General features: G+C 58.5%; 26 protein-coding genes and 2 pseudogenes. 16 read left to right on the top strand and 12 right to left on the bottom strand.

Features of this window, described 5'->3' with window-relative positions; genetic code table 11:
- Positions 1–16 precede the first annotated feature (16 nt).
- From GGD66_RS38730 to GGD66_RS38720, 3 genes are all read left to right on the top strand, one after another.
- A complete protein-coding gene (locus GGD66_RS38730) occupies positions 17–205 on the top strand; it encodes a hypothetical protein (RefSeq protein WP_183261828.1) in 189 nt (62 codons plus the stop codon).
- Between the two features lie 51 nt (positions 206–256).
- Complete coding sequence (locus GGD66_RS38725; RefSeq protein ID WP_183261826.1) at positions 257–559, top strand: hypothetical protein; 303 nt, start codon at positions 257–259, stop codon at positions 557–559.
- A gap of 87 nt (positions 560–646) precedes the next feature.
- Positions 647–913 carry a hypothetical protein gene (locus GGD66_RS38720; protein WP_183261824.1) on the top strand — a complete coding sequence of 89 codons (267 nt, stop codon included), beginning with the start codon at positions 647–649 and terminating at the stop codon, positions 911–913.
- Between the two features lie 75 nt (positions 914–988).
- On the opposite strand, the gene GGD66_RS38715 is transcribed toward GGD66_RS38720, so the two are convergent.
- Together GGD66_RS38715 and GGD66_RS38710 are read right to left on the bottom strand one after the other, a co-directional pair.
- Entirely contained in the window at positions 989–1738 is a 750-nt protein-coding gene (locus tag GGD66_RS38715; RefSeq protein ID WP_183261821.1) for a Fic family protein, read from the bottom strand.
- Complete coding sequence (locus GGD66_RS38710) at positions 1735–1986, bottom strand: hypothetical protein (protein WP_183261819.1); 252 nt, start codon at positions 1984–1986, stop codon at positions 1735–1737. Before GGD66_RS38710 ends, GGD66_RS38715 begins: the two co-directional genes overlap by 4 nt.
- Positions 1987–2302: 316 nt before the next feature.
- Between GGD66_RS38710 and GGD66_RS38705 the strand changes: the two genes are divergently transcribed.
- Complete coding sequence (locus GGD66_RS38705; RefSeq protein ID WP_183261817.1) at positions 2303–3364, top strand: hypothetical protein; 1062 nt, start codon at positions 2303–2305, stop codon at positions 3362–3364.
- Between the two features lie 304 nt (positions 3365–3668).
- On the opposite strand, the gene GGD66_RS38700 is transcribed toward GGD66_RS38705, so the two are convergent.
- Complete coding sequence (locus tag GGD66_RS38700; protein ID WP_183261815.1) at positions 3669–6812, bottom strand: tetratricopeptide repeat protein; 3144 nt, start codon at positions 6810–6812, stop codon at positions 3669–3671.
- A gap of 256 nt (positions 6813–7068) precedes the next feature.
- On the opposite strand from GGD66_RS38700, the gene GGD66_RS38695 reads away from it, so the two are divergent.
- From GGD66_RS38695 to GGD66_RS38660, 8 genes are all read left to right on the top strand, one after another.
- A complete protein-coding gene (locus GGD66_RS38695; protein WP_312014226.1) occupies positions 7069–7986 on the top strand; it encodes an AAA family ATPase in 918 nt (305 codons plus the stop codon).
- Positions 7987–7992: 6 nt separating this feature from the next.
- Positions 7993–8472 carry a hypothetical protein gene (locus GGD66_RS38690; protein WP_183261812.1) on the top strand — a complete coding sequence of 160 codons (480 nt, stop codon included), beginning with the start codon at positions 7993–7995 and terminating at the stop codon, positions 8470–8472.
- Positions 8469–8975: an HORMA domain containing protein gene (locus GGD66_RS38685; RefSeq protein ID WP_183261810.1), complete on the top strand. Its 507-nt coding sequence runs from the start codon at positions 8469–8471 to the stop codon at positions 8973–8975. The genes GGD66_RS38690 and GGD66_RS38685 overlap by 4 nt, the downstream gene beginning before the upstream one ends.
- Positions 8975–9874, top strand: coding sequence for a CBASS oligonucleotide cyclase (locus tag GGD66_RS38680; protein WP_183261808.1), 900 nt, complete (start codon positions 8975–8977; stop codon positions 9872–9874). The genes GGD66_RS38685 and GGD66_RS38680 overlap by 1 nt, the downstream gene beginning before the upstream one ends.
- A gap of 91 nt (positions 9875–9965) precedes the next feature.
- The gene (locus GGD66_RS38675; protein ID WP_183261806.1) at positions 9966–11435 is read left to right on the top strand and encodes a dsDNA nuclease domain-containing protein; all 1470 of its coding nucleotides are present in this window, start codon (positions 9966–9968) and stop codon (positions 11433–11435) included.
- A 244-nt stretch (positions 11436–11679) separates the two neighbouring features.
- Positions 11680–12498, top strand: coding sequence for a toll/interleukin-1 receptor domain-containing protein (locus GGD66_RS38670; protein ID WP_183261804.1), 819 nt, complete (start codon positions 11680–11682; stop codon positions 12496–12498).
- A gap of 60 nt (positions 12499–12558) precedes the next feature.
- Positions 12559–13452: a DUF4238 domain-containing protein gene (locus GGD66_RS38665; RefSeq protein WP_246789182.1), complete on the top strand. Its 894-nt coding sequence runs from the start codon at positions 12559–12561 to the stop codon at positions 13450–13452.
- A 128-nt stretch (positions 13453–13580) separates the two neighbouring features.
- A complete protein-coding gene (locus GGD66_RS38660) occupies positions 13581–14453 on the top strand; it encodes a hypothetical protein (RefSeq protein ID WP_183261799.1) in 873 nt (290 codons plus the stop codon).
- 53 nt (positions 14454–14506) lie between these two features.
- Here the strand turns inward: GGD66_RS38660 and GGD66_RS38655 are convergent, their stop codons facing one another.
- Genes GGD66_RS38655 through GGD66_RS38645 form a run of 3 tightly spaced genes read right to left on the bottom strand, consistent with a single transcriptional unit; the run spans position 14507 to position 18443 of the window.
- Positions 14507–16543: an AAA family ATPase gene (locus GGD66_RS38655; protein WP_183261796.1), complete on the bottom strand. Its 2037-nt coding sequence runs from the start codon at positions 16541–16543 to the stop codon at positions 14507–14509.
- A complete protein-coding gene (locus GGD66_RS38650) occupies positions 16540–17079 on the bottom strand; it encodes a hypothetical protein (RefSeq protein ID WP_139859087.1) in 540 nt (179 codons plus the stop codon). The genes GGD66_RS38655 and GGD66_RS38650 overlap by 4 nt, the downstream gene beginning before the upstream one ends.
- Positions 17076–18443, bottom strand: a complete 1368-nt coding sequence (locus tag GGD66_RS38645; protein WP_183261795.1) for an SIR2 family protein — start codon at positions 18441–18443, stop codon at positions 17076–17078. The genes GGD66_RS38650 and GGD66_RS38645 overlap by 4 nt, the downstream gene beginning before the upstream one ends.
- A gap of 446 nt (positions 18444–18889) precedes the next feature.
- On the opposite strand from GGD66_RS38645, the gene GGD66_RS38640 reads away from it, so the two are divergent.
- A complete protein-coding gene (locus GGD66_RS38640) occupies positions 18890–19858 on the top strand; it encodes a hypothetical protein (RefSeq protein ID WP_183261793.1) in 969 nt (322 codons plus the stop codon).
- Positions 19859–19948: 90 nt separating this feature from the next.
- Here GGD66_RS38640 and GGD66_RS38635 read toward each other — a convergent pair whose 3' ends face one another.
- Together GGD66_RS38635 and GGD66_RS38630 are read right to left on the bottom strand one after the other, a co-directional pair.
- On the bottom strand, positions 19949–20404 hold the full coding sequence (locus GGD66_RS38635) for a hypothetical protein (RefSeq protein WP_183261791.1): 456 nt from the start codon (positions 20402–20404) through the stop codon (positions 19949–19951).
- Between the two features lie 149 nt (positions 20405–20553).
- Entirely contained in the window at positions 20554–20775 is a 222-nt protein-coding gene (locus GGD66_RS38630) for a hypothetical protein (RefSeq protein ID WP_183261789.1), read from the bottom strand.
- Between the two features lie 53 nt (positions 20776–20828).
- On the opposite strand from GGD66_RS38630, the gene GGD66_RS38625 reads away from it, so the two are divergent.
- Entirely contained in the window at positions 20829–21149 is a 321-nt protein-coding gene (locus tag GGD66_RS38625) for a phospholipase D-like domain-containing protein (RefSeq protein ID WP_183261787.1), read from the top strand.
- Positions 21150–21512: 363 nt separating this feature from the next.
- Here GGD66_RS38625 and GGD66_RS38620 read toward each other — a convergent pair whose 3' ends face one another.
- From GGD66_RS38620 to GGD66_RS38610, 3 genes are read right to left on the bottom strand one after another with little or no spacing between them, the layout of a single operon-like run.
- Complete coding sequence (locus tag GGD66_RS38620; RefSeq protein WP_183261785.1) at positions 21513–22241, bottom strand: SOS response-associated peptidase; 729 nt, start codon at positions 22239–22241, stop codon at positions 21513–21515.
- A gap of 3 nt (positions 22242–22244) precedes the next feature.
- Entirely contained in the window at positions 22245–22694 is a 450-nt protein-coding gene (locus GGD66_RS38615) for a hypothetical protein (RefSeq protein ID WP_183261783.1), read from the bottom strand.
- Positions 22695–22740: 46 nt separating this feature from the next.
- Positions 22741–23136: a hypothetical protein gene (locus GGD66_RS38610; RefSeq protein ID WP_183261781.1), complete on the bottom strand. Its 396-nt coding sequence runs from the start codon at positions 23134–23136 to the stop codon at positions 22741–22743.
- A 146-nt stretch (positions 23137–23282) separates the two neighbouring features.
- Between GGD66_RS38610 and GGD66_RS38605 the strand changes: the two genes are divergently transcribed.
- Complete coding sequence (locus tag GGD66_RS38605) at positions 23283–24215, top strand: Ku protein (RefSeq protein WP_183261779.1); 933 nt, start codon at positions 23283–23285, stop codon at positions 24213–24215.
- Between the two features lie 475 nt (positions 24216–24690).
- Positions 24691–25514 (top strand): annotated as a pseudogene (locus tag GGD66_RS38600) (ribonuclease HII).
- Positions 25515–25542: 28 nt separating this feature from the next.
- Here GGD66_RS38600 and GGD66_RS38595 read toward each other — a convergent pair.
- Positions 25543–25852: pseudogene (locus tag GGD66_RS38595) on the bottom strand (DNA ligase); the annotation flags it as partial.

Below are 25852 nucleotides of genomic sequence, written 5' to 3'. Positions count from 1 at the left end.
ATCATGAACGTACGACATGTCTTCATTCGTAATCTACACCTTAGATGCACCGTCGGACACATTCAAAAACCTCCATGTGGTCGTGTCCAGCGAGCAGGATGCACGAAACACGGCAACGGGATTGGATGCGCTTGTCTTTAAGGACGGCCAGCCGTGGAAGTATTTCGATAGTCATGGCGCATCGTTCAATATCAGCGAGGAATAAGGTGCCATACGCTGCCGTCTAGGCCCTCACAACGCTCAGGGAGACCCACACATGTCTTTAGGCGAGAACCAGACCTCCGATGAAGCCCTTGATGGACAGAAGCCGGGCGACAAGGGCAGCGGCGTTTTTGCCGTTCCGGACCCTACAAGCCCCGAGCAGGGTGCGTTCAAGAAAGTAATCGTGTCCGACATCACCTATCCGGATTGCGTCCGGCGAGGCCAGAACTGCATGGTCTACAAATGGCTGCCCAAGAAGCTGAGCCAAGGGACAACCGAATGTCCGACCAAGGGCGTCCTTTGCAACAAATCATGCGCGCATGATCTCTGTCTTTGCATCAATGGTACCTGTCAGTGATGCTATGTGGAGGCTCTTTCTCTTCTTTCTGATCACGTTTGTGATCTTTGCCGGTGTCGTCGGCGGCCTCCTGTACACCGCCGATCAATGGATTCCGATCGCAACAGCGTCATCGCGCGTAACAGGCTGCCCCGGGAGAGCGATCTTTACCTGGAATGGTGCGCGTTTATGCAATGGGGCCGTCTTCTGGAAGAAAATGCCGGGAAACGAAAGGCCGCTGGACAGGTGGAAGTCTGGGAGGAGCCTATCCCGGAGCATGGCGACCGCGAGCTCGGCGTGATTTTTGCCGACAGCGGCGAGCGTGTCCTGGCGCTCATCGAAGACGCAATCACCCACCTACGCACGACGCGTTGAGAGAAGGGACTGCCAGCACTTTCATGTGGTCGCCAAACAACTGCTATTGATATTTGTAACGGACCACAAGTGCGTCTAAGGCGAGTCAGCCTTCTGCGCGGAGCCTTCCCCGCCCTGGCGCTTGAGTTCTTGCGCTTCGTATTGTGCCTTGAGCGCCGGGTCGCTCGTCTCGCCCGCGACCGCATCCGCGTTGCTGCCGTCAAGGCCCGGCGCGGCCTTGATGGCGTCTCCAACGTCCTTCATCTCGGAGCCCTTGCGGATGAACGGCTTCAGGTAAGCATCGAGCTTACCTTTGCCAGGTTCTTCGAGCTCCTGCGTCAGGGCGGCGAGGTATTGATCCTTATCGGTGGCGGCCCAATCGATACCGATGCCCGCGCGGCGCGCAAGCTCCGCATGGATCAGCATGATCGTGCGGCCGTTGCCGTCGAGGAAGGGATGACCATAGGCGAGATAGCCCATGACTTCGCCCGGCTTCTCCGCCATGAACGCTTTGTCCTGTCCCTTCTCAAGCGCGTAGTCGATGGCTTTGCGAATATCGTTGGGATGGGCGAAGATAACGGAGCCCTTCTTCACAAAGATATGGGACGCATTTGCGTGGCGATCCCCTCCGGCCCACGGGAACACCGCCTCGAAGAGCGTTTTGTGTGTTTGCAGGACGTCGGCGTAGCTTAGAGATTTCTGCGCCTTGAGATGCTTCAACGCGGCGTCGATACCGGTCAGGAAAGAGTTATGCAGGAGGCGCTGAACGATTTCCGGATCTTTGGCCTTGGCGACGTTGCGCAAATAGCCGCGTGTCGCAAAATCCCCGAACGGATCGAACGTCACGGGCGGTTTTCGCGCAGATAGCGCGCCTGCAGGCGCACGGCCTGGACGCGGCTCAGGATGCCCGCCCGCTGCAAGGCGACGATGGTATTTTCGACATCGTCAAACGTGACGTCATCGCCGGAGAGCCGGGTGACATGTTGAGCAAACATATCGTTTGATGACACAACGACTGCCACATTATTGGCGCTCGCCAGCCCCCGGATCACACGGGCCGTAAAATGCGGGCGGTTGGAACGTGGGACAGGCATCGGCTCACTCCTCACGCTCAATATAATATGCCAAGGCCTGAAAATCCATTAACTTGCGCCCTTAGGCAAAATAAGCCTTTGAAAAGACTTGGAATCAAGCCTCCTTGAGAAATCTTGCAGCCGGCTTGGCTTAGCCTTTCCGGCTAGAATATCCGGGGACGTACGCACGACTGGTTCCCCGATCTGATGCGCACCGCGCGAAGGATATTCCCGCCGCCGCCAAGTTCGATCCGCGCAATGCTAGCCGCCAAGTGGCAGCAATCTGGCTCGTGAACTGGGGCTTTGGGACGAGAAGCGACTCTTATAGGTTCGCCGCATGTCCATTCATATCGAACGAACCGGCGGCCCGTCCGATCTGCCCGCCGCTTTCGCGCATTTTGTCGTCCACCATCTTCACGGGCTATCCTTGGACGACAATAAAGACGAAGAAGCCAAGCGCGGAAAGTTTCCGGACTTTGCCTGCTATCGAGACCTGGTGCTGATCGAGATGAAGCATCTTGAGACCGAGCAGAATGAAAGGATCAACGAAACCTACAAAGGCCGGGTGCCTGCAGATGAGGTGCCCTTCTTTTACGGGAAAAGGCGGCTCGACCTCAATCAATTCAGCAATGGGAGGGAAATTGCCTCTGCCATTGTCAGCAAGCTTGCGCGAACCCTTGAAACCCATCTCAGCAAGGCGAATGATCAGTTCGAGGGTTATCGCAGGCGCAATCCCCGCAAAAACTCCGTCTCGATATGCCTGCTTCTCAACTCGAAGATTGATGAATTCAGTCCAGACGTCGTCATCTACGCCGTTCAGCAGAAACTACGGCAGCCATCCCCTCAAGGCGTGAGGTTTCCCGATATCGATGCGGTGCTCTACATCTCGGAAAAGCACGCGCAAAAGCTTCCCGACGGTAGAATTGCCTTCGCCATCGCGCACATCGTATGCGCGCCGGCTATCGAGCAATACTGGAAGATAGCGATCGTTGATCGCATCCTGCAGCGCTGGTCGGAATTCAGAACTGGCGGTGCTGCCGTCTCAGGCCGCCCCGACGGATTTGCGAGCGTCGTCGATGTTTCGCCCCAGATGCCGCCCCATGAAGCCTGGAAACTCGCTTATAGGCGCAATCCGCATCTGCGCCCGCTCACAAATCGACAGTTGATGGTTCACTTCCACCACTGTGTCGGCTTCAGCGCCTTGCTCTCCCATGGCAGTTGGACGATGCCTTCGCAGGAAGAGCACTTGGGTTATGTGAGAAGTTTCGGCGATGCCATCGAGGAAATAAACCATCGTGGCATCGACTTGCGACAGTTTACTCCCGAGGGGCTAACGCCACAGGAGCGCGCTACTGGCTCCCCACCTTCCTCAAGGCCTGGGACGCGGGTGCGCCGGTGATCGATGCTGCGTTCGATGCCAATGCTCGCGTCCGGGACACGTTCAGCTCGGAGCTCCGTGATTGCATGGCCATGAGCGTGTACGGCGATCCTCTGCGGACAAAGGAGCGGTGACGGTTCGGCGATCGAAGCTCTTTTTGTGGCAACCGAAGCAAGGAGAACCAGAACTGCAGCGCCTAAAACGTGTATCGTGAGCTCGCGAACCAAAGCGACATCACGTTTCGCCCAGGCCCGCCCTCATCTCCGCCGTCTTACCCAAACCATCCGAGATTCGAAGGCTTCGCGCGCATGCTCAGTCACGAGTTTCAATTGGGATTGAGCTTGGCTGCTATACGCTTCGAAGTTGGCGCATTGTTCGCGATGTCCATGGCGACTTCCATCACTTCCTTGGCCACAATGGGAGTATCACCGCGCTTGATCCTCAATGCGACAATCAAAGGTTCCATGGTTGACCCAAACTCGTCATTCTCAAGAATGCTCCTTACGCGATCTCCGTGGCCAGCCTCGGCCACAGCCATGGCCGCGTCTACGAACATGGGAGTAAGCTCGCGCTGCTGAGGCAGCTCTTTCAAAGCAAGTTCCAGATGCGTCTGGGCTCGATTTGCCTCGTTATGGCCGAGCAATGTCCGCGCTAGAAAAAGATGAGCCTCTGCGTAGGAGGATGACAAACGTATTGCTTCCGACGCGTCTTCAATCTGACTCTCTAGGTCGTCCTGCCGCAGGCGCGCACGCGCAAGCAAGCAGCGGTGATCGGACGGATCAGATGCCATTGCGCGAGCGATAAGCTCTTCACCCTCTTCCCGGTCTACGAAGCGCGACAGGCCGGTAAGCGCGTGAACGCCATCCTCACGTTGTTCGAGGGCGCTTCGATAGGCACGTCTCGCGCTGTCCGAGTTACCACTTCGTGCCGCAATGTCGCCCTCAAGTACGGAGCAGCAGTAGCAGCGTGTATCGCCAGCAAACCACTTCGAAATTTCCTCTTGCGCGGCAGTTTCTTCGCCCCGATGGACGAGAAATTCGGCAAGTAGGCGCACGGGCGAGCAGAAGCGATCTTTTTGAGCAAGCACAACGGCCTTTCGGAAGGCCTCTTCTGCTTCAGAGGAACGCTTGGGCTGTTCCTGGAGGAGTACGGCCAACGTGAGCCAGCCGTGCGCATCGTCAACAATATTGATTGCCTTACGCGCGTAGACCTCCGCGAGCGCCTTGTCGCCAGCCGCGCTCGCAAGAAAGCCCGCACTTGTCCACGCATCGCGATTGTCGTGGAGCCGCTCGACGAGCTCCTTTGCTACATCAACGATTCGTGCGGGCGGTTCGCCGCTCCGTTGCAACGCACGGGCATAACTAACGAACACCATAGGATCTTCTGCGCCGAGCGCGATGGATTTCGCGAGCGCCTCGGCAGCATCTTCGTCGCGACCATCCCGCGCAAGGACGAAGGAACCAAGGTCCGCCCAATGGCGCCAATCCTGCGACCGGTTGGCGACACGACGAAGCACATCGAAACCTTCCTGCTGCCGACCACTATCGCTCAGCAGTTCGACGAGCGCCCGTCGGCTTACGAATTCCTCGTCTTCGTCGATAGCCACGCGCAATAATTCTTCAGCTTCCCTGCCGCGATTCTCCTCCTGCAAGACACGTGCATAACCGGCGCGAGTCGTGTCGGTCAGGGCGTCGAGCGTGGTGGCCTTTTCATAAAGTTGAAGCGCCAATTGGCGCTGGCCCTTTTCTTCCTTAATCGCGGCTAGCTCCGCAATTGCCATGCCATACTCAGGTTCAATATCGAGAGCCATCTCAAAAGAGGTTTCGGCCAAATCTGTCTCGCCGTCGATAACGTGAGCCATGCCTTTGATCGTGGGGCCCCACGGATTCTTGGGGCGTAGCCGGATGACTTCCTCAGATGCTTTGATCGCTTCCTCAGCGCGGTCTTCGCTTATGTATAAAACAGCAAGCTTCATCCAGGGCGCAACAGCCTCTGGACGAAGTTGAGTAGCTTCGGAGTAAAGCTCAATGGCCTTCTGAAGGTCGCCATCGTCCGCGGATTGTTCAGCCCTGACTAGAAGTGCCTGTAAGGCGTTGTCGACGCCCCTAGATTCCGTTGCAGGTAGCGCTGCATTCGCTCGGGCGCTTTCCGCGGTTGTTTTTTGATGCGCCGTGAAAGAAGTTAGAAAGTCCGGAGGCGTTCGCTCCAAAATGCTCGTGCGGACCAAAACCGGTGCACGTGCAAGAATGGCATCATAAAAAGCGTGGTAATCCATTCGGCTATCGGGGCCAACCGAGCAAGCTTCACGGGCGAGCGTGGTGGCCGTATCGATAAGCTCATCTCGATCGTAGTAGTCCGTCATGAACGATACGAGCGCACGTACGCGACTGGAGGGGTGGCTCCGACGCCGCATAAGGTAGTAAATGTTGAAGAGGCGCTCGGACGCTGAATAGAGAGCCGACTTGCCGTATCCAGGGCTCTTTATGACGGCACCACGTTCTGTCAGACGTGAAAGCATCGCCGATGCCGTATTCGTCGTCACGCGAGCGGCATCCGAAACTTGTTTTGCAGTCGAAGGATCCCACGCTTCTAAAAGCGCGGCAAAAATCTTTCGCTCAGTCGGTGGAAGGCGATCGAGTTGGCTTTTGAAATATTCGGTATTCTGATCGATAAGGAAATTTAAGTTTTCCATCAAATTATGAAGCGAAGGCGATCGCATAAACTCTGCGAGAATGTGAAGTAGGCGCGGACTGCCGCCGGTTAGAATTTCCAGGGGGCGAATGCGCTCTGTCTTTATGTCTTGCTGCGTGAGCGCGTTCCAAAGCGCGCGGCACTCTTCGCGCGAGAGAGGCTTCAAATCCAGACGTAGGAAATCTGTCGGCAGGGCGACGTTTTCTTCGGTGAGGAGTTGAGACACCGATGTTGCGAGTACACCGAAACAATCTGTGTCGGAGAGGCGCCTCAGCAAATCCTTGGCGCCAGAACCAATTTGATCGTCGAGGATGGTCTGGAAATTTTCAACGATAATCAAAAGGCGCTTTCCGATGCGCTTTGAAAAAGTGCGCAGCGTCCTCAGCGCGATATCGAGCAGCTCTTTCTCACTTTGGTGAGATAAGGCCTTCTCATAGGCGTCCTTCATGGTTCGATCATCCGACCGATCCTGAAGGTGAAAAAGGCATTCGAGAAAGAATTCGCCCGGCGTTGTAATGGCGTAGCTCTCTTCGCCGAAGAAGACCGGATGCCAGCGCGCGCGAAGGGCCGGATCACGATTTACTTCTGCCAAGACGCGGCGGCACAGGGTGGTTTTGCCGGCGCCGCGCGGCGCCACGACCATCACGCGAGGCGGGATTGTCGCCCCCTCCCGAAGCGGTCCGAGAACTTGAGCGAGGTCTGCCTTGCGGACAATGAAGTTCTGAACGGACTCTTCGTCCGATTGAAAGCCGGGATTGAATCTGTACGTCGATGGCATCTAAGGGACTGAACTGGCAGGCATTTTATGCGCTCCCAAGGTCCGGTGCACACTAGGCCGACGATACATGCCAGCAAATCTGTTGGCAAGTCTTGCGAATCGAGAACTCGCGATTTATGGTTGCCAGCAGATTTGTTGGGAACGGGTAATTCGAGTTATGCGCCAATACGAGCCTTGGGCTGACCCGCGCCGGGTTGGCGACACCCAACTGGGGCCTCGCGCTTGCGAGAACCCGCAACCGCAACTGGAGGTAAACGTGACGGCCCAATTGAAAGTTCTCGCCGCCGAAATCGAGCTGCCCAAGGGAATCCAGCGCATTCTTCCTCTCCCCGACGACCGGCTCGGGGCCCTTTGGACGTCGATCATCCTTGATCCGGCCGTCAAGCAGAAGCTGTTGGCGCAGGCCGTCCTGAATTTCTCGATGCGGAGCAAAGTCAGCCGCAACGTGCTGCCGCTGCACGGCGTTATTCTCCTGGTGGGGCCGCCCGGCACGGGCAAGACCTCGCTGGCACGCGGCCTCGCGCACCGCGTGGCCAAAGCGTTCCCCAACGACAAGTTCCGGCTGATGGAGGTCGAGCCGCACCAGCTCGCGAGTTCCTCGCTCGGAAAGAGCCAGCGGGCCGTGACCGAGTTGTTCGCGCAAGCCATCGCCGAAGCCGCCGCCGGCGGGCCGGTGGTTGTGCTCCTAGATGAAGTCGAGACCCTTGCCGCCGATCGTGCCAAGTTGAGCATGGATGCCAACCCGGTCGACGTGCACCGCGCTACCGACGCGGTGCTGGTGCAACTGGATGCGCTTGCCGAGCGCTATCCGAACCTCCTGTTCGTCGCAACGAGCAACTTCCCGCGTGCGGTTGATAGCGCGTTTACCTCCCGCTGCGACCTGATCCTCGAAATCCCGCTCCCGAACAAGGAGGCCTGCGCCGACATCCTGAAGGATTGCCTCACCGGCCTCGGCGCCGTTTACCCCGCGATCGGCAAGCTGGTGAACGCGCCGGGATTTGCGGACTGCGCAGCGGCATGCGTCGGCCTGGATGGCCGGGCGATCCGGAAGATTGTGGGGAGCGCCATCGCCACGAACCTCGAAACGGCTACCGCGCCCGGGAACTTGACGCTCGCGCAAATCCTCGCGGCTGCCAAAGCCGCGAAGACGAGCCGTATGGCCGCGGAGCGCTGACCCCCCATGAGCACCGTTTACCGCCGTACCTTTGTCAGCACACCGGCGCGCGATTCTACCAAGACCTGGCATGCGGTCGTCGACCTGCTGGCGCCTAGCGCTACGCACCCCGCACGCAAGGAATTGCTGGATGTTGTGGGCGTCGCTGCCAGTATCATCTCGGATCGGTCGCCGAAGGATCACGCAATCGTCGCAACCTGCGACGGGCCACGCACACGCGTTTATTGCCTTTTCGATGCTGATGCCGTGGATGGCTCGGACGCGAACGAAGCCGCGCTCGGCTACGATGCCCTGAAGGGCGATTGGGCGGTTTCCTTGCCGTGCGATCCCGATGAGCTCGATTGGGTCCAGCGTGCGCTCAAAAAGCACAGCTCGCGTATCACCGCGCGTGAACTCAACGCCACCGTCGCCGCTGACCAAGACGAGCCGACGGCGGTGGCCGCACAGGTCTCGCTTGTGCCTGACCTCAAGGGATTGCTGTCATGACCGCAGTCGCCGTATCCGTTTACTCCTACACGCATTCGGTTACTTACGTGGCCGAAAATATCCTCAAAAGCCTCAAAGATATCATTCGCCTCAGCGGGCTCGACCCGGCCGCGTTTGTTGAGGACTGGGACTTGTATATGCGCGGGATCAATGGCTGGCTGCAGTCGGGCGATCTCCAAAGCGTGATGCTTGACATCTATAACCCCAAGGATGGCCAGCTCCTGTTCCAATGGAAGATTGAGATTTCCTATAGCTGGACCGGTGGCGATGGGAGCTTCTGGACCGACACGGAAGCGCTCAAATACGCAATTCGCAAAGCCGGGCTGGCGCCGAGCGAAGCGAAGTACGAGCTGTGGCTACAAAACAAACCGGGCCGGCACGACATCGCCGGATGGGGCAAGGGGACCGTGCGGTCTACCGAAGGTATGATTCGCCAAAGCGTGGGGACGACTGTCGAGCATAGCGGGCTTAGCGGTAGCACGTCGTATTTGAGGAGGGCCTGATGCTCACGACCAACGAAGCGTTCCGCAAGTTCAAGAGCAAGCTGGAGCTGAACCAGCGCGAACAGGACAATGCGTCCTCCCGTGAAAAGGAGGTCCGTAACTATCTGGACACCAAGTTTTCCATCAGCAGCGACTTCCTGACTGGTTCCTACGCGCGCTGGACCAAGACTAAGCCGCTCAAGGACGTCGATATCTTTTTTGTGCTTAACCCGAACAAGCACGACTATCGTTCCAAGTCGCCTTCAGTCGTGCTCACCGACTTCCAGAACGCGCTAGTCGAGAAATACGGAGATAAAGCTGCGAAGAAGCAAGGCCGGTCGATCAACATCGACTTTGGTGTGCATGTCGACGCGGACGACAACACGGACTACCGGATTATGAGCGTGGACGCCGTGCCCGCCTTTGAGGCCGGTAGCGATTACGAGATTCCGGATAACGATCTCGGCAGGTGGATCAAGACCAATCCCAAGACCCATGCTGAAAAAGCCACAACGGCTCATCAAGCCTATTCCAGCGAGTGGAAGGGCCTCGTGCGCATGGTAAAGTATTGGAACAACAACCCCAAGCACGGCGAAAAGCCGGTGAAGCCGTCGTTCTTGATCGAGGTGATGGCCCTCGAAGTGCTTCACGGCGGCTTCGGTGGGAGCTTCGACCGCGAGATTCAAGGCTTCTTCGCGACGCTTGCCGATCGCATCTTCGACACATGGCCGGATCCGGCAGGATTGGGGCCGCCGATTAGCGATGGCATGGACCAGGCCCGAAAGGAGCGCGCGCGTACGCTGCTGCGTGCAGCCGAACGGGATGCCGCGTTTGCTATTGATCTGAGTCGCAAAGGGCGCCAGGGCGACTCACTAAAGGCTTGGCGAGCATTGTTTGGTCCTAAATTCCCGATCTCGTGAGACTGCATGACGCACAATCGGCTCGGAGTTGATAATGGCTGATGCGGTGGTACCGAGACCGCGCGGCGACAATTACTAGGCGGAAAAGCGAATGGCCAAAATCACCTCCGGATCGCCCGATGATAAGGGATCGCTCCTCTCGCCGGAGGCGATGGGCGGAATTAACGCTGGTAAGGGCTTTGATTTCCAGACCCGCTACACGGTGTGCCACCTGCCGATCTGGCTACAGGATGGCACCTTTCATCAGCTCTTCACGGAAGGCACAGGCGACATCGACATCCGTTATCTTGAAAACGGAAAGTCGCGCCGAAAGCACATCCAGACCAAAGACCACGACGTAGCGCCCGCCGAATTCAAGGAGGTCATCGCGGCGTTTCGTGGTTTTGAAGCGGACATGCCAGACGTCTATCAGGAATTCCGTCTGGCCTGTCCAAGTCTTTCGCCGCAGATGCGGCCCGTTGAAACGGGACTTTCACGCTTCCGAAACGCCAAGCCCTTTTACGACGACGAACCTTCGGCACTCGCGCAGACTCAACACGACATTGACGAGCGCATGCGGAACGTGGGTCTTAGCGACGAGGACATCGCCTTCATCCACGCGAAAGTTTTCATTGACGTCGGCTATGGCTATCTGGCGCACGATGAGAAAGCGCTTGATCACTTCATCGGCCGGATCCTCGACCACCCTGAATTCGCGAGTAAGATTCGAGCGATGGTTCTGCCCGCTTACGATGCGTTGCTGCGCAAGATCGGCGCCAGCAAAGGCGTCGTCTTGGACAAGTCGTCGCTCGAGACTTTGTTGCGTTCTGCGGTCCTCGCCGACTTGTCCGCAGAAGCCAGCGTTACGCTTTGGGTCCACAACTGGACGAAGGAAGCATTCGCACCGCCAGCGGACTACGAGTTGGACTGGACGCCTCTCTTTCACCGCGGGTCGCGAAAAGTGCCTTCGCCCGATGCCTGGACGAATGACCTTGTCCCACAACTCGATGCCTTGCGGAAGCAGATTATGGCAGCGGGCGCCGTGCGTACCATACGGTTACGCGGAAAATGTACCCTCACAACCGGCATAGCTCTCGGCGCAACGTTCCCGGCGGTCGGCAGCTGGAAGTTCGAAATACCGCAACCGCCGGCGAAGGAGTTTTGGCGCTCGGATGCAACGCCAACGCCCGGTTACGTCTTGCAGACCGAAATCACGGAGGCCGACCCAAACGGCACCGACCTCGTTCTTGGTCTGAATATTCGGGGCGATGGCGGCACGGATGTCATGCGGTACGTTGAGTCCACCGGTCAGACGCCCAATGCTTTCGTATTCATGGCACCGCCGAGCCAGGGAGCGCAATCAATCGGCGGCGATGGCGACGCCGTTGCTATGGCAATGGCCGTCCGGGAAGAGCTTGGCAAGCTGCTGAAGGTCCGTCAGCTCCGCATGACCAGGCTGTTCTTCTATGGGCCGTTCGCACTTTCGGTCTTTCTTGGCCAGCAGCTTACTTCGATCGGAAGGATCCAGTTGTTCGAGTATCAGGATCCCAGTTACGTTCCAAGTTGCCTTCTGAAAACCTAACCACACTCATTACATCCCTTCCATGCCGCCGCCCGGAAAACGACCAGAACTGATAAGGCTTCAAAAGGCATTCGAGGAAGAGGCCGGGAAGTTTCCGGATCTCTCGCTATCGATTTTGTATTTTTCCCAAGAGGCTATTCCGACGGACCGGACATTCAGAAAGCCCAATCACCAGATTGTGCTCTGGCAGTACTATGGTCAGTAAGATGGCTCTGACGATGAGACCAGCCGGTTATACGACAATATGCAAGCAAGCGATTTCGCCATGGCGGGCTTAAGGGGCTGCCAGTTCTCCTGCTATGCGTTGCTGGAAGGCGAGCCGACAGCGCACTTTATTCGCATGGCGCAGAGGGCCGCCAACCTCTTTTCAGAGAAAGAGTGCGACCGGATCAAGACCCAAGTCATCGCTGATTTCGCGTCGAACCTTCCCCCGTCCACGACGGGCAAGCCGATATCCTGCAGCAACAGCAATCGTTTGGCGATTTGGCTCAATCATCTCTTGCACCACCTTGGCCGAACGCATCCCCGATACCTGATGGAGGCGAAGATTGGCCTTGATCCTTACGCTGCGTCCCTATCGGCTATTGATGCGATGCTTGCCAAGCCGAAGCGCAAAGCACCCATCTCGGCAGCAATTGATACGCGGCGGTTCCGAGTTGCTCTTTCATTTCCAGGCGAAAGCCGCCCGTTCGTCTTGGCGGTCGCCGAACATTTGAAGAGCGAACTCGGGCAGAATTCGGTGTTCTATGACAATGACTATGTGGCGGAGCTGGCGCGGCCGAACTTAGATGTGCTGTTGCAGCGTATTTATCACGACAATTCCGACCTGATCGTCGCGTTCTTGTGTGGTGACTACAGTGCCAAAGAGTGGTGTGGCCTTGAATGGCGGGCGATCCGCGACATCATCAAGCAGCGCCGCGACGCAACGGTGATGCTTATGCGCCTCGACCAGACGCCAGTACCCGGCTTGTTTGGCATCGACGGCTACATCGACATTGCGTCTTGGTCGCCGGCGCAAACCGCCGAGGCGATCGTGACGCGCCTGCGGTCCAACGATGTTTAGACATCCCATGGCCCTACACTCCGCTGCCAGCGTGTGGCGGATCAGAGGTCGTTGAATGCAATGAAAAAGAGGAGGCAGCACCATGTTTGGCAGCGCTACCTGAAGCCGTGGTCACACGACGGCAAAATATACTGCCTGAGAGGCGGCATGATATTTGCTACGAATACGGCCAATGTTGCGGTGGAGCGGGACTTCTACAAGCTGCAAAAATTGACTGCTGCCGACGTTCGATTGCTACAGAATCTCATTATCGAGCCGGCCCATCCGCTGGCAAAACGCCATCACGAACATCTCTTGATGCAATTTACGCTCCCGGCGCGCTTTGTGAAACAGAACCGAGCGCTATTTGGAAACACCGAGCAGATAGACGATCTGCTGGACGAGTATCAGACAAATGCTCTCGAAGACTATCATTTCAACATCGAAAATTCATTCTTACCGATTCTGGATGAAATACTTAAAGGCGATCTCTCATTCTACTCAGGCGACGATCGCTGCATCCGATTTTTTCACTTCATCTGCACCCAACACATGCGGACAAAGGGTGTAAAGGAGAGATCCGTCGAGCGCGTGATGGATCGAAACGGTCAAGATCTAAGCCGCATCTGGAACATTGCCGTTCATATGTTCGCGTTCAACATTGGTCTGACCCTGTTCGCTGAGAGGAAGAAGAGGACGCTCGTGCTGTTGCAGAACCGCTTAGACGTGCCATTCATCACAGGTGACCAGCCAATCGTAAACTTGCATGGCGACGGCCTTCGTTCACCGGATGAGCTTTGCTTCTACTATCCTGTTTCACCGAACCTCGCCCTTATGTTGACGGAGGTCGATCAGGAGCCTGCATTTTCGACAGACAATCTCACCTCTGCGAATGTCGAAGCGCTGAACGCTAGGATGCGAAAGGCGAGCCATAGCCAGTTGTTCGGATTGACCAAGGAAACGCTCAATGTCTGACAATGAATTCGCGGATGCATGAATTGTTGTGATCACTATGTCGCAAGAGACTTTCCCCGGCCTCCTTTCCTCGCGTGATGTTAGCGCGAGGGTAGCTCAAACGAGGACAATGCTTGCCTAAGGCACAAATGGACGATCGCGCCAAAAATCAAGCGCCGCCTTCCTGGCCAGAATTGCGCCAGCGCGGCGACGCCTTCCTGCGCGAAATCCCTCAAGACGACTTCGCGGCTACCGTGCTTGCGGGCGCATTTCAGGTTGGCGAAAGCAGAAACCCGATCCGGGGCAATCTCTGCGCGGCGGCGATCCGCGAAGTTGCCGGGCACGTCCTGCACGCGCTCGCGCCGGATTCGCGTGTATCCAAGTGCTGCTGGTACAAGCAGGAACCCAAAACCAAGGGCCCGACGCGACAGCAGCGAGCGATCTATATCGTACAGGGCGGCCTACCAATCGACTTCGTGACCAACACCCTCAAGCTTGACCACAAGGCGGTTTGCCGCCCCCTGATCAAGGCTATGGACAGGTTGAATCGGGCCACCCATGTGCGCGAAGAAACCATCCTGACGGATGACAAGGAAATCCGCAGGCTTGTCGATGACGCGTTGAGTGGTCTTCTTGACGTATTCGCGGCGACGCGCGAATGCCAGGAGGAAGTTCACAAACAGCTAGCCGACGAAATTCACGATGCCGTCTTCGATACGTTCTTGACAGAGACTCTCCAGGAACTCGACGAACTTTCGACGCACACAACGGTCGATGACCATTACGTTTCCGAAGTTCGCGTACTCAACGTGGACGAGGAATTCATCAATATCGTTGCGAACGGTACCGTCTATGTCGAGCTTCAATACGGCTCCGGTTCAGACCTGCGCAATGACATGGGCGCCGTGATCTCGGATTCCTATCCTTACTCCGCGCGCGTGAAATCAAAGGTCCGGTCGCCAAGCGAGATCATCAAGGAGACCGTCGACGTTTCGGTCGATAACCGCAGCTTTTATGAATGACCCGCTCGTGAAGCTCTTGGCCGGAGCGGCTTCACCGGCGCACGAGATTCAGCTTAAGAAGCTTGCGCCGGCCTCAGTATTTCACGCGGCATCGGGACGATATCGCTGATCTCAGCAATGCTTCCGGAACCCGATGTCGACATCGTCAAATCGAAACGGCGGCCCGGCTGCGTGATGGTACTACGCAGCTTGTGACAAAGGACATCCGCCAGCGCTCGGTTTTCGACTGCAACCACGACCTGCCGGCCGGTGCGCCGGATTGCAGACAACACCTCAACGAGATTGAGCGCCCGGTAATCGTCGATGTGCTGGACCGGATCATCGAGCAACAAGGTCTGCCATTGGCACCAGCGCCGGGAAAGATGGATCGACAAAAGAAACGCGAGGCCTGCGGCACGCCGTTGGCCGCTGCTGAAAAGGAACTGCACGTTGTGTCCGTTGCCGACCGTGAAGTTCAGGGTCCCTCTTACCTTGCCGCCAAAGTCGGATTCGATCTCGCGCCACTCGGAATGGGGACGGAGTCGCCGGTAAAGCTCTTGCAGTAGCGGCATCACGGTATCGAATTGTTCTGCGGAAATTTGGTTAGCCACTGTTTTTGCAGCCGTCTGGATCTCGCGCGCTTTCGATGCCGCCCGCTCGGCATCGGCATGCTTCGTCGATTCGGCATCAAGGCTGGTGCGTAATCCGTTGACACGGTTCTGCCAGGTTGCCACACGGTCGGCGGCTCCTGACGCTTCCAGAATGAACAGGGCGCGCTCGATGCGAGCAATCTCTTCCTGATCGTCCAGCAAAGCGATCTGCGCAAGTTCGGGCTCAGCTGGATCCGCCTTGAATTGGAAGGTTTCGAACAACGTCGTGATGTCCTGGAGGCGCTTTAAGGCATCCGCTTGTTGCTGTTGGGCGCCCATGATGTCGATGCGGAGGCCCTCGATTTGGGTGCGTTCCGCTTGCAAGGCGCGTTCCGCCACGTGCAGGGCATCGGTTGCCTGCGCAAGGCTCGCATCACGGCCCGCGAGTTTTGTTCTCGCGGCGGCGAGCGCCGCCTCGAACGCGTCATTGGAGCGCACGGCATCACAAAGAGGGCAATGACCATCCTGCAGTCCAAGATGCGCGCCATGGTCGACAAGTGCGGCAAGGTGGCTGGCAAAGGTGTCGCTTTCGCGTTCGGCCTCAAGAGCCCGCGCGGCTGCGTCAAGTCCCGCTTCCGCAAGCGAGGCGCGCTCTTCGGCCGACGCAAGCCCGCGCTCCATCGCCTTAAGCTCTTCATCCCACTCGCTCGACCGAACGCGGTCCAGAACGTACTTCAAATCGAACGCCTGCGAGATCAGCCGGTCCAGCTCCGCCACACGCTGCCTTCTCTCGGCGACTATCTGCCGTAAGGCATCGTTACCGCCTTCGGAGGGGAGGGAGAGCTTCATGTCTTCGAGCGTCTTCATCGCTTCGGCGACGTCCGGTGACTTCTCAGCTGCACTCCTTGCCTCGGTGAGCGAGCTTAAAGCCCGCCCAAGCTCCGCTTGCACGTTGTCAAGGCGCCGCTTTTGTTCGTCCCTTGCGGTGACGGCGGCATCGAGAATTTCCTGCGCCCTGTCCGAAAAGTCGGGACCGACCAACCCGCCAATGGCCTCACGAACGGCCTCGAAACGGGCTTGTTCCGACTGATCTACGCTTAGCCGGACAATCGACTCGTCCCGGATCAGGGTCGTCTTCATCAGAGTTTCGGCCGATACCCGTCCGCCGTCGCCGCCGCAGAGGAGATCGAGGCCCGTCGGCCCCTGATCAACCAGCCCACGACGAGTGCGCGTGACCGTGAAGCGTTCCCCATCATCCGTGATGAATCCGATCGAGACGAAATGCTCCTTGGCCTGGCCGCTGCCAATCCACCAGATATGGTCTTCAAGTCCACCGCCACGCGCGTTACGTACCGTGAACTTGTTGATCGAGCCGGTGAGGGCGAAATCGATCGCGTCCAAGACGGTACTCTTACCGGCGCCGTTGTGGCCGGTTAGGACAACGAAACCCGCAGGCAGCTCGAAGCGCGTTCGCTCCTTGAATCCGCGAAACCCTGCAATTTCGACGAATTCGATCCTCATGATTTCGTCCCTAGCAGCGCGATGACGTCCGCGGGCGGCACGTCTTCATTCAGAGCGGCTTCAGCCGCGTCCGGGGCGAAGTCAGCGATCCGGCGGCGCAAGCGGGCGGCGTAGTCTTCCTGTTCGAGCGTGGGGCGGTACTGAAGGGGCATGATGGGCAGTAGCGCCGTCACGACTTCATCAACGGTCCCTACGCCACACGCGGCGATCTTGCGCGTCCGGTCGAGGTCTTCTTCAATCTGCCGAATGACTCGCGCCTGCTCCTCCTCAGCCGCGGTGGCACAAAGGAAAATCGAGTAGATGTTCCAAGCTTTCTCGTTCGCCGCGCGAAAGCGGGACGCATAGCGGTTCAAGGTAGCGGCCTCCTGCGCCCGCCACTGCTCGATCAGAGATTGCGGATCCTCGAAGACATAGCCAAATCCCATCAAGGTATCGTCTTCAAACGTCACGCCGGCGCGGCGCTCCACTGGCATCAGCCAGCATTGATATCCGCCGTCTTTGAGAACCAACTGGAGCGTCGAAAGCAAGTCCGTCATATTCCAAGTTCCGCCCGGGCCTGATCAAGTGTAAGCCATTTTGCGCTTCCGCCTTTGGTTGGACGGACCACGCTCGCGCCTGCGCCCCCCGGGATGATCTTGGCAGGCAGGCTGAGATCGACAGCGCCTGCACAAATCACGTAGTCGGGCGATGCGAGCGAGGACGGTTCGTCGTATCGCTCCCGCACGGTCGACAACGATTGGCCTCCACCTTGGACCACCCGGATCGTCTGGTTGTTAAGCCTATACCAAGCCCCCTCCCGTGTCGCGTTCGCCTGTGTCAAAAGTAGATGAGCCAGGGCCGCCTGGGCGGCTTCAGGGGTCGGCCCTTTCTGCCTGGCTGCCCGGTTGTACGGGACGCCTTCGGCGTCCCTGCGCAGATCATAGAGTTCATCACCCAGCCAGTCAGAGGGGTCAGGAGCAGGAATCGCGGGCGCCATGGGCTGGGCAAGCCTGAAGAACCGCCGGGCCCACACTTTCGAAAAGGCCGTTCGCAATTGATCGAGGGCCTCGTCGCCCGAGCCGACAATATGAGAAAACTGCGTGCCGGCGGTAAGATGGCCCCAGAGACCCGGTGCCTTTCGCTGAAGGCCCTCTGCCGAATCGGGATCGATGACCAGCACGCGCCCAATGCCGCCGACAGCGATGGCATCGGCCAGGACATCATTGAAATATCCCCAGTCGGTCCAGAAGCCCACAATCAGCAAGTCCTTGCCGGGTAGATTGATGGAAAGCCAGTGCTTGATGCTCTCGATGCGCTGCTGGACGCTCGCTTCGCCGAGTTGGCGTTGCGTCCACAATGTCGCATCCCTGTCTCGGTCGAGGCATCCATGAAACTTGAGCAGAGGGTTGGTCGCGGCACTATATTCGGTAGCCTGCGCGCCATCCAAAGCACCGCGCAGATCGATTTTCCGTGTCTTGGCCCAGATTTCGATCAACGGGTCGAAGTTCGCCGACAGCGTCGAGTGCGCCGCGCGCGCGACCAGCAGATCGGAGACGGCAGCATGCCCGGCATTGGGCGCGCCCAGCAACTCGGCCCAGGGAACAAGGCCCAAGAATTGGTCCTTGAAATGACCGGCCGCGTGGAAATGACCGGCCAAGGCGTCAAGGTCATAGCGGAGCGCTTCCGGCAGAACCTCGATATCACGCCTCCTTTCGTAGCATAGCTTGGCGACCCTCCAGGCGGGCAGAAGGTTGCTCGGCGACGGCATTGACAGTCCGGCGCCACAAAGAAGCATGAGCCGGTTGGCTTCAATACTCCCAAGCAACTCGGTGATGATGGGGTCACTCAGAACGGGCATATGGTCCGTCAAAATCAGCAAACGCGCGGAAGCCATGCCCGAAGCAGGTACGCTCAACTCCATTGAGCGTCAGCGCGGTGCTGCAACCAAGCTAATCGTAATCAGCTCGTCCCACCATGTCGATCTTAAACGTGAAGTTGGCATCATTTCCGTAGCTTTGACCCAGGCTTTTCCACGCGCGCATGGGCGCTCTTCGATCTCGCGGCTGCGCCGCACATCTCGATCGGGCGTCCCCGGACTACCGGAGGCTTAAATGCCGGCGACGGGAGAGCCACGGCGCCCGCGTCGAGATGCTCCGCCCAACGCCGGATTGAGGTCAACGCGCTCCATCAAGTCACCTTCCCAGGCTGCGCTGTCATCGTCACGCTCACCAAAACCCGGCTCTCGCGGGCGGAAGCTGCCAAACCTCATATCCGGTGACGCCAGCCTTCGTCCCTTTCGGCGGTCTGGGCTCGGCGCCTGTCGCGATTGCGCTGTCCCCATGAGAATTGGCTGGCGTAGTATGGGCGATGCGCAAGACAATCGCCGATTTGACCCGCGGGGTCTACGACCATGACGCCCATGCGGATCTCGCCGATCGTGGGTTTCGCCGCTATCATCCCTTTTCGTTTGATTTTGACTCCACGCCCTTGAGCCTTGCCGAAGCCGAAGAGCACTGGGACGAGCCGGTCAAGCAAAATCACCGGGAGAACCGGGCGCAGGCGATCAAGCGGCTCGAGCAGCAATACGGCTCGGCGCAGATCGACAGCGTCATCAAGAATGTGACGGAGCTCGGCCCAAAATCGATGTCTCTGCTCGCCTATCACAATCAATTCCACGAGCAGGCGCGCCGGTCCTTTGTCGCCGGCCTCTATTACCCGGCCCTGGTCGCGGCCTGCGCGCTCGGGGAGCGCATTCTGAATCACCTCGTATTGGACCTGCGTGACAGCTTCAAATCCTCCGAGCATTATCGCAAGGTGTATCGCAAGGACTCCTTCGACAACTGGACGTTCGCCGTTGCTGTCCTGACCGACTGGAAGGTCCTAGTGGATGGTGTCGGCGCGGAATTTCTCAGGCTCGGCGAGCTTCGGAACCGATCCATCCATTTCGATCCTGACACTTATCGTTCCTTGCGCGAAGACGCGCTCGCAGCGCTGCAGCGGCTGAATGCCATCATCGCAAAGCAGTTCGGTTATTTCGGCCTCCAGCCCTGGTTCATCGACCACACACCCGGCGCCCAGTTCGTGAAGCGCGCCTACGAGGCGGTTCCGTTCGTCCGTGCCTATGTCATTCCGCGGAGCGGGTTTATCGGGCCCCTCTACGGCATGGACCTCAGCCAGGGCGGCTGGCATCACCTTGACTATGCCGACTATGGCGATGGCGACCTCAGCGACGAGGAATTCGCAACGCGCTATCGGGAGCGTGATCCGGAGAAAGTTGTCTCCCGCGCCATGATCGAGAAAGCGCAGCTGGAAGCCAAGCCCGAAGGCGGCGTTTAATCCCGCCTTCGGATCAAGCTCGCAGGCTCACCGCTTCAGGCGCCGGATTGCGGCGTAGCTCCGTAGCTTCCATCCGCTCGGAATTCATATTCAGCGAATTCGCGGAATGATGAGGTCGCGCACATCCATAATGGTGTCATTCAACGCCTCGATCCGTCGTTTCACCAAGCGGTCAATCGGAAAGCCTGGCGTGTCGCTCTTGATGCGATCGAGATAATCGAACAGCGTTCGTAACGTAATGATGCAATCTTCGAGCTTGTTTGTGATGATGTTCATGATCGCCGGGCCGTCAGCGATGCCGAGAGTGCTGGTCTTCTGCTTATCGATGATCAATAACGCGGCGCTCCTCGCATCGGAACAATCGCGAACGACCTTGTCGGCGAGACGGAGGAAGTTTCGCCGATAGATAAGCATCTTTTCGGGAAAGCGCGTCTCCGAACCAACGAGTTGATTCATCAGGAAGGAACGATCGATCGAGGACGCCAAGAGCCGTGCGAGGTCGGGCATCTTGCATTCGGTCGGCAACATGGCGGTCAATTCCTCCAAGCGATCATTCTTGATCCAAAAATCTGTCGGTTGCTCGCAAAGCCCGAAGGAGCTCTTCATCGGAATAGGCGCAGCCGGTACGCTCGATGGCCCGTTGGCGCTCCTTCCCGCTCTCCGTCGGAGAATGACCGTCGCCCGCTTTCAAGCGCTCAAGCATCGGTTCGTATCCAACAAGTCAGCATAGCTGCGCTGAACATCACAAAGGCAAGTTTTTTAGGCATCAGCGACACGATAGAGGTGCCAATGGCCCTGACCGGATGATATTTGAAAGGCATCCCGCCATCGGAAAGCTGATAGAGCGCGTCGCTTGCTATCGCTCGCTGGCCGTCGCCGCCTGGCGTCGTCTGGGCGCAGATCGAAAGCGGCGGCAAGATCGATCAACCGGTCCGCCGCTCAGTGCCCTATCTCAAGGCTTGAGAAGCGAATGATGCCCGGTCTCCTTGCAAAACCGGAAACGCTACGCGACCGAAACCGCCGCCAAACGCTGCAGCGGATCGATGCGGCGGAACTCACCCATGAATTCGAGAGGCAGGGAGTCCGTATCCGTCCGATCTTCCAGCCGAGACTCCACGCGGAGGTCATGTATTGGGACGATGATGCTTTGGCCGTAAGCAGTCAGAATTGGCTGTCGGCGAATTCGTCTCAAGCGAGCCCTCGGAAGGAGATTGGCGTGTTTGTTGAACTCAACAAGATCGCCGACACTTTCCTCCGACGCTTCGAGCACGCGCGTTCGAAACTTTCGTGATCTTGTGCTCCGCACATTCTGCAGGGCGTGTTTTGAGGTGCGAGCAAGAAGAGCGAAAACCAGTCAAGAGGCACTCCTCATAACTCGGTCGCCGCCGAGATTCGGCATTCATAGCTCGCGAATGAGCTGCAGTATTTCCACCACGCCTGCCGCGATCGCGACCCGTACCGATGATCGCACACTCCATGATCACGTCTTATCGGCCTTACCATCCGCAAGCTTGTCGGAGAGATGCCGAAGTCCACGAAGCGCAGGGACGGCTAGCAGCAATCTGAAACTCTCCGACTTGGACGTCCATGCATAGCGCCGCTCCGCCATCCTGAACGATCCGATATATCAGGCATTGACGACGTCTGAGGGTCGTCATTCAAATCCTGTGTCCAGCAGGTCTTCCTTAACGCCGCGGGCGACGACCCGGAGCGTTCCGTCCGGAAGCGGCCGCTGCAGCTTCAGGGCATCGTCCGGAGGAGCCGCCATCCAGGTCTCGACTTCGTCTGGTGTTGTCAGGATCACCGGCATCGCCTTCGGATGGATGGTGCCGACCTCGGTGTTGGGCTCTGTTGTGAGGAACGCGAAGAGATCGTTGTTCGTCTCACCTTCCTTGACCTTCCGGAGGGACGTCCAGTTGGTCCAGATGCCGGCGAAGCAGGCGAGGGGGCGAGTCTCATCGAGCGCGAACCAGATATCGCCGCCCTCAGCCTTGTTGAACTCGCTGAACGAGTTGAAAGGCACCACGCAGCGGTTTTCGACGCCGAGCCAGCGGGCCCAGTGTTTGCTCTTCACATTGCGGATGTTGGTCGTGCCGCCATCGGGCTCCATTCTGAGCAATTCCTTGAAATCGATCGTCTTGCCCTTGGCCTGCAGCTTCTCGGCTCGCTTCTTCGTGGCATCCATCAGCGCTTTTGATGATGATGGCATTCCCCACCGCGCCGTAGCGAGTTCACGGCCCTCAGCTCCGTTACGCACGATCGGTGCGTTGTAGTCGGGAAAAACCCCGGGCATCGGCGCCAGATTTCCAACGTATCGATTGACGACGCGGAACAGCGCGCTGATCGCGGCTTGGTTGGTCGTGATCGAATAGAGATTGCACATCGGTCAGGATTCGGTTCGAGGGTGACGCGGCTGCCACGTCAACTGTAGCAGAGTCGCGGATGGACGCCGGCCCGCTTTGGCGCATTTGCGGCAGCGCAGCCGGCCGGCGAGATCGTGCACGAAGGTGGTCGGCGGGTGCTTCATCGCCGCGAGGTCGACGTCGCTCGGTGTCTTGCAGCGCGCGCACCTGATCTCCAGCCAGGGAAAGCCTCCGTTCACAGCCTGGTCGATGGTCGGTGACGGATCGATCGGTTCGCCGTCACTCCACATCCGCTCGTTCCAGCTTTCGCAAAGCAGCCTGTCGGCTTGCTGGATCATCGCCTCACCTTTGGCCCGCATCTCCGCCGACTGGCTCGCCAGCATGCTAGCCATCGCGCGAGCCTTGCCGAGCTCTTTCGCCAGAGCCTTGCGATCGCCGCCCGACAGCGGCGTGGGGTGATACTTTGGGGCCATCCGGACATCCAGGCGCAAAGAGATCGGATCGGCAAATCCGGAGCGACTACGGCGTCTCGAACGCTGGCCAGCACCCGTCTTCTTCATGCCTGCCGGTACGCTGCTGAGAGGTGTTGTCGAGCAATCGCTGCGCCACGTCCTTCCAGACTGCGTTGGCGCCATACAAGCGGACGGCATCGGCGGTCTGGATTTCCACGGTTCGCTCGCAGCGGCGGCAGGAGACTCGGAGCACGTGGCGCTTAATTTCCGAAAGGCGTCGCTGTCGGGCCTGGGCCATAGTCACGCCGGCGCGAGAGTCTTTGAGGATCGATTCCCAATATTCGGCCGGGAGGGGGGCATCTGGACCCGCAGCGGACGGCTCTCGCGTACGGCCGGCTTCAGCGGCCAGTTTTTCCATTTGTTTCGGGGTCGGCATGCGCCAGCTCGCGGGTCGGTCGGTCATGCCCGAATTAGAACATAACAAGAACAAATGTCGAGTCCGACTAGGCAGCCGCTGAGAAAAATCCTCCGATGGGGGCGGGTCGGGATGTCGGAACCAAGCCCGGTCGTTCGTCTTGAATCCGGTATCAGTATCGGAGTTCCCCCGGCATGGCCCCGCGCGCTAACTGGAAAGGCTTCCTGCGTCTTTCCCTCGTCACTTGTCCGGTCGCGCTCTATCCGGCCATCTCGGAATCCGAAAAAGTGTCGTTCAACCAGCTGAACCGAAAGACCGGCCATAGGATCAAGTACGCCAAGGTCGACGCCGACACCGGCGAAGAGGTCGACAACGAGGACATCGTCAAGGGCTACAAGGTCGACACCGATACCTACATCGAGGTGACCAAGGAGGAGCTCGAGAATGTCGCGCTGGAATCGACGCGAACCATCGAGATCGACGAGTTCGTCGATCGGAGCGAGATCGACCCACGGTATCTGATCCGCCCCTACTATCTGGTGCCAGATGGGAAAGTTGGCCACGACGCCTTCGCCGTCATCCGCGAAACGATCCGCGAGATGAACAAGGTCGCGATCGGTCGCGTGGTCCTGACCAATCGGGAGCACATCATCGCGCTCGATCCCCTGGACAAGGGGTTGATGGGGACGCTGCTGCGCTATCCCTACGAAGTCCGCTCCGAAAAGGAGTATTTCGACGAGATCCAGGATGTCAAAGTCACCAAGGACATGCTTGATCTCGCAAAACACATCGTCAATCAGAAGGCGGGCCATTTCGAGCCCGACAAGTTCGAAGACCAGTACGAAACCGCCCTCATCGATCTCATCAATCAGAAGCGCGCCGGCAAACCCATTACCGCGAAAGCCCGTCCTCGAGGAGAGAACGTGGTGGACCTGATGGACGCCCTGAGAAAGAGCATCGGAAGAGAGGGCGCGGCCGCGCCAGAGGCACCCAAGAAATCAGGCAAAAAGCCGCGCAAGGCGGCGGCTGGGCAGAAGGAAATGCTGATGCCGATCGCAGGCAAGAAGCCGGCGAAGGAGACCGCGGCGAAGAAGCCGGCGGCCAAGCCGAACCGGAAGTCGGCATAGGGTATGTCGTGAAGCATTCGGTAACGCCGGATGGCCACTCCTTCGTCGCTCGCGGAATGCTGTGGCGGATGGCAATCCCAATCTCGACAATGTCACGCGAGATCGTCTCATCGACAGGCTAATGGTGAGCCGGCGGGCGGTGCGCGGCGCCAGGAATGCCGACGACGGCGAAGCCGAAGCGACGGTGCATAGGGCCGTCGACGAGGTTAACAAGGCGCTCCGCTAGCGTGGATACCATGCCATCGCCTCTTCTCCGTCGCTGGCATGACGTACTGGCGCTGCTCGGGATGAACACAAGAGTTGGTTCCTCTGAGGCTGATGCCGCGGTGCCGGTGGCGCGGAATCGGGTCCAGATGAGAGCCGGCCGGTTCCTTCGAGAGGGCGTTGCGCAGCCGATGAGGCGGTATAGGTACTTCAGACAATCGCCACAAAGTTCACCGACACGCTCCCCTACAGTCAGTCTTCAAAGGCCGCTATGATCGAATATTCACTCGACGTGTTGCGTCAGCGCTATGTGGTCGAGAAAAGGCCGCTCGAGGTCAGCGTGGAGCAGATCTTGCGGGCCGACAGCCGTGCGGGAGCGCGTGCCATCCTCGCTACAATCGATAAACGTCGTTTCGAAAATCGGTCCGAGGGGCAGCGCCTCCGCAAGATGCTCCGCTGCGAGACCTGTCTCTGGGAAAGCGGTCATCATGCCGTGGCAGGCGTGGATGAGGCTGGAATGAGCCCTCTCGCCGGGCCGGTCTCTGCTGGCGTCGTGATCCTGAAACCTGGCACGCGGATAGTTGGGATCGACGACTCAAAAAAACTTGACGCTGCGGCTCGCGAAGAACTCGCAAAGGAGATCAAGGAAAAGGCAGTCAGTTGGTGTGTGGCGTTCGTCGAGGTCGAGGAGATCGACGCGATCAACATCTATTGGGCAGGCATCCAGGCCATGCAGCGCGCGGTCCTGGGGCTAGGGCTGACACCGCAGCACTTGCTGATCGATGCGAAGCGGTTGAAGGAAATTGATATTCCTCAGCAGGCTATCATCAAAGGCGACGCCAAGTCCGCCAGCATCGCCGCCGCCTCCATCCTGGCGAAAGTCGAGCGCGACGCCGTCATGCGGACCCTCGACGTGCGACACCCCGGCTACGGATTTGCGGATCACAAGGGCTACCGGTGCCGGCTCATTATGAGGCGCTCGCAAGGCTCGGAGCATGCGCAGCACACCGAAAATCGTTCGGACCTGTACGCAAGGCTCTCGGCTTGCCGCCCCTGCCGCCATGGCCTTCGGCATCCGAGCGCGAAGCCGGCTGAATTCCAAGTCGTCCGCTTCGTCTCGGAGTTATTTTCGCGACCAGCTCTTTTCGCGAACGACGTCCGCGGCCTTTTTGTCAGACCGGAGTCCGAGATAGACCGGCTGGCGCAGCTCGCCCTTGCTGGTCCACTCCGCGAACTTCACTTCTGCGACCAACGCAGGACGCACCCAAGTCGTGACCTGCTCATCCTTCACCTTGGATGGGAACGGCGACTTTGCCGTTTTGAGCTTCATGAGCTTGGCGTGAAGCTCTTCCAGAGCCTGGTGGCTGAAGCCGGTGCCGACGTGGCCTATGTACCGCCATGCATCGTCTTCGCGTACCGCTAGCACGAGAGCG

This window comes from Bradyrhizobium sp. CIR48, assembly GCF_014198315.1.
Taxonomy (GTDB): domain Bacteria; phylum Pseudomonadota; class Alphaproteobacteria; order Rhizobiales; family Xanthobacteraceae; genus Bradyrhizobium.
The sequence above is the reverse complement of the archived record's forward strand: the minus strand, read 5'-3'. Positions and strand labels throughout refer to the sequence as shown.

Coding starts and splice junctions, on each gene's coding strand:
- GGD66_RS38655 (WP_183261796.1), bottom strand. CDS start 16,543: ATGAGGATCGAATTCGTCGAAATTGCAGGGTTTCGCGGATTCAAGGAG.
- GGD66_RS38665 (WP_246789182.1), top strand. CDS start 12,559: ATGAAAAAGAGGAGGCAGCACCATGTTTGGCAGCGCTACCTGAAGCCG.
- GGD66_RS38675 (WP_183261806.1), top strand. CDS start 9,966: ATGGCCAAAATCACCTCCGGATCGCCCGATGATAAGGGATCGCTCCTC.
- GGD66_RS38610 (WP_183261781.1), bottom strand. CDS start 23,136: ATGACCGACCGACCCGCGAGCTGGCGCATGCCGACCCCGAAACAAATG.
- GGD66_RS38710 (WP_183261819.1), bottom strand. CDS start 1,986: ATGCCTGTCCCACGTTCCAACCGCCCGCATTTTACGGCCCGTGTGATC.
- GGD66_RS38680 (WP_183261808.1), top strand. CDS start 8,975: ATGCTCACGACCAACGAAGCGTTCCGCAAGTTCAAGAGCAAGCTGGAG.
- GGD66_RS38620 (WP_183261785.1), bottom strand. CDS start 22,241: ATGTGCAATCTCTATTCGATCACGACCAACCAAGCCGCGATCAGCGCG.
- GGD66_RS38685 (WP_183261810.1), top strand. CDS start 8,469: ATGACCGCAGTCGCCGTATCCGTTTACTCCTACACGCATTCGGTTACT.
- GGD66_RS38670 (WP_183261804.1), top strand. CDS start 11,680: ATGCAAGCAAGCGATTTCGCCATGGCGGGCTTAAGGGGCTGCCAGTTC.
- GGD66_RS38700 (WP_183261815.1), bottom strand. CDS start 6,812: ATGCCATCGACGTACAGATTCAATCCCGGCTTTCAATCGGACGAAGAG.
- GGD66_RS38605 (WP_183261779.1), top strand. CDS start 23,283: ATGGCCCCGCGCGCTAACTGGAAAGGCTTCCTGCGTCTTTCCCTCGTC.
- GGD66_RS38625 (WP_183261787.1), top strand. CDS start 20,829: ATGATGCCCGGTCTCCTTGCAAAACCGGAAACGCTACGCGACCGAAAC.
- GGD66_RS38640 (WP_183261793.1), top strand. CDS start 18,890: ATGCGCAAGACAATCGCCGATTTGACCCGCGGGGTCTACGACCATGAC.
- GGD66_RS38615 (WP_183261783.1), bottom strand. CDS start 22,694: ATGGCCCCAAAGTATCACCCCACGCCGCTGTCGGGCGGCGATCGCAAG.
- GGD66_RS38730 (WP_183261828.1), top strand. CDS start 17: ATGTCTTCATTCGTAATCTACACCTTAGATGCACCGTCGGACACATTC.
- GGD66_RS38725 (WP_183261826.1), top strand. CDS start 257: ATGTCTTTAGGCGAGAACCAGACCTCCGATGAAGCCCTTGATGGACAG.
- GGD66_RS38705 (WP_183261817.1), top strand. CDS start 2,303: ATGTCCATTCATATCGAACGAACCGGCGGCCCGTCCGATCTGCCCGCC.
- GGD66_RS38645 (WP_183261795.1), bottom strand. CDS start 18,443: ATGGAGTTGAGCGTACCTGCTTCGGGCATGGCTTCCGCGCGTTTGCTG.
- GGD66_RS38660 (WP_183261799.1), top strand. CDS start 13,581: ATGGACGATCGCGCCAAAAATCAAGCGCCGCCTTCCTGGCCAGAATTG.
- GGD66_RS38650 (WP_139859087.1), bottom strand. CDS start 17,079: ATGACGGACTTGCTTTCGACGCTCCAGTTGGTTCTCAAAGACGGCGGA.
- GGD66_RS38690 (WP_183261812.1), top strand. CDS start 7,993: ATGAGCACCGTTTACCGCCGTACCTTTGTCAGCACACCGGCGCGCGAT.
- GGD66_RS38720 (WP_183261824.1), top strand. CDS start 647: ATGGATTCCGATCGCAACAGCGTCATCGCGCGTAACAGGCTGCCCCGG.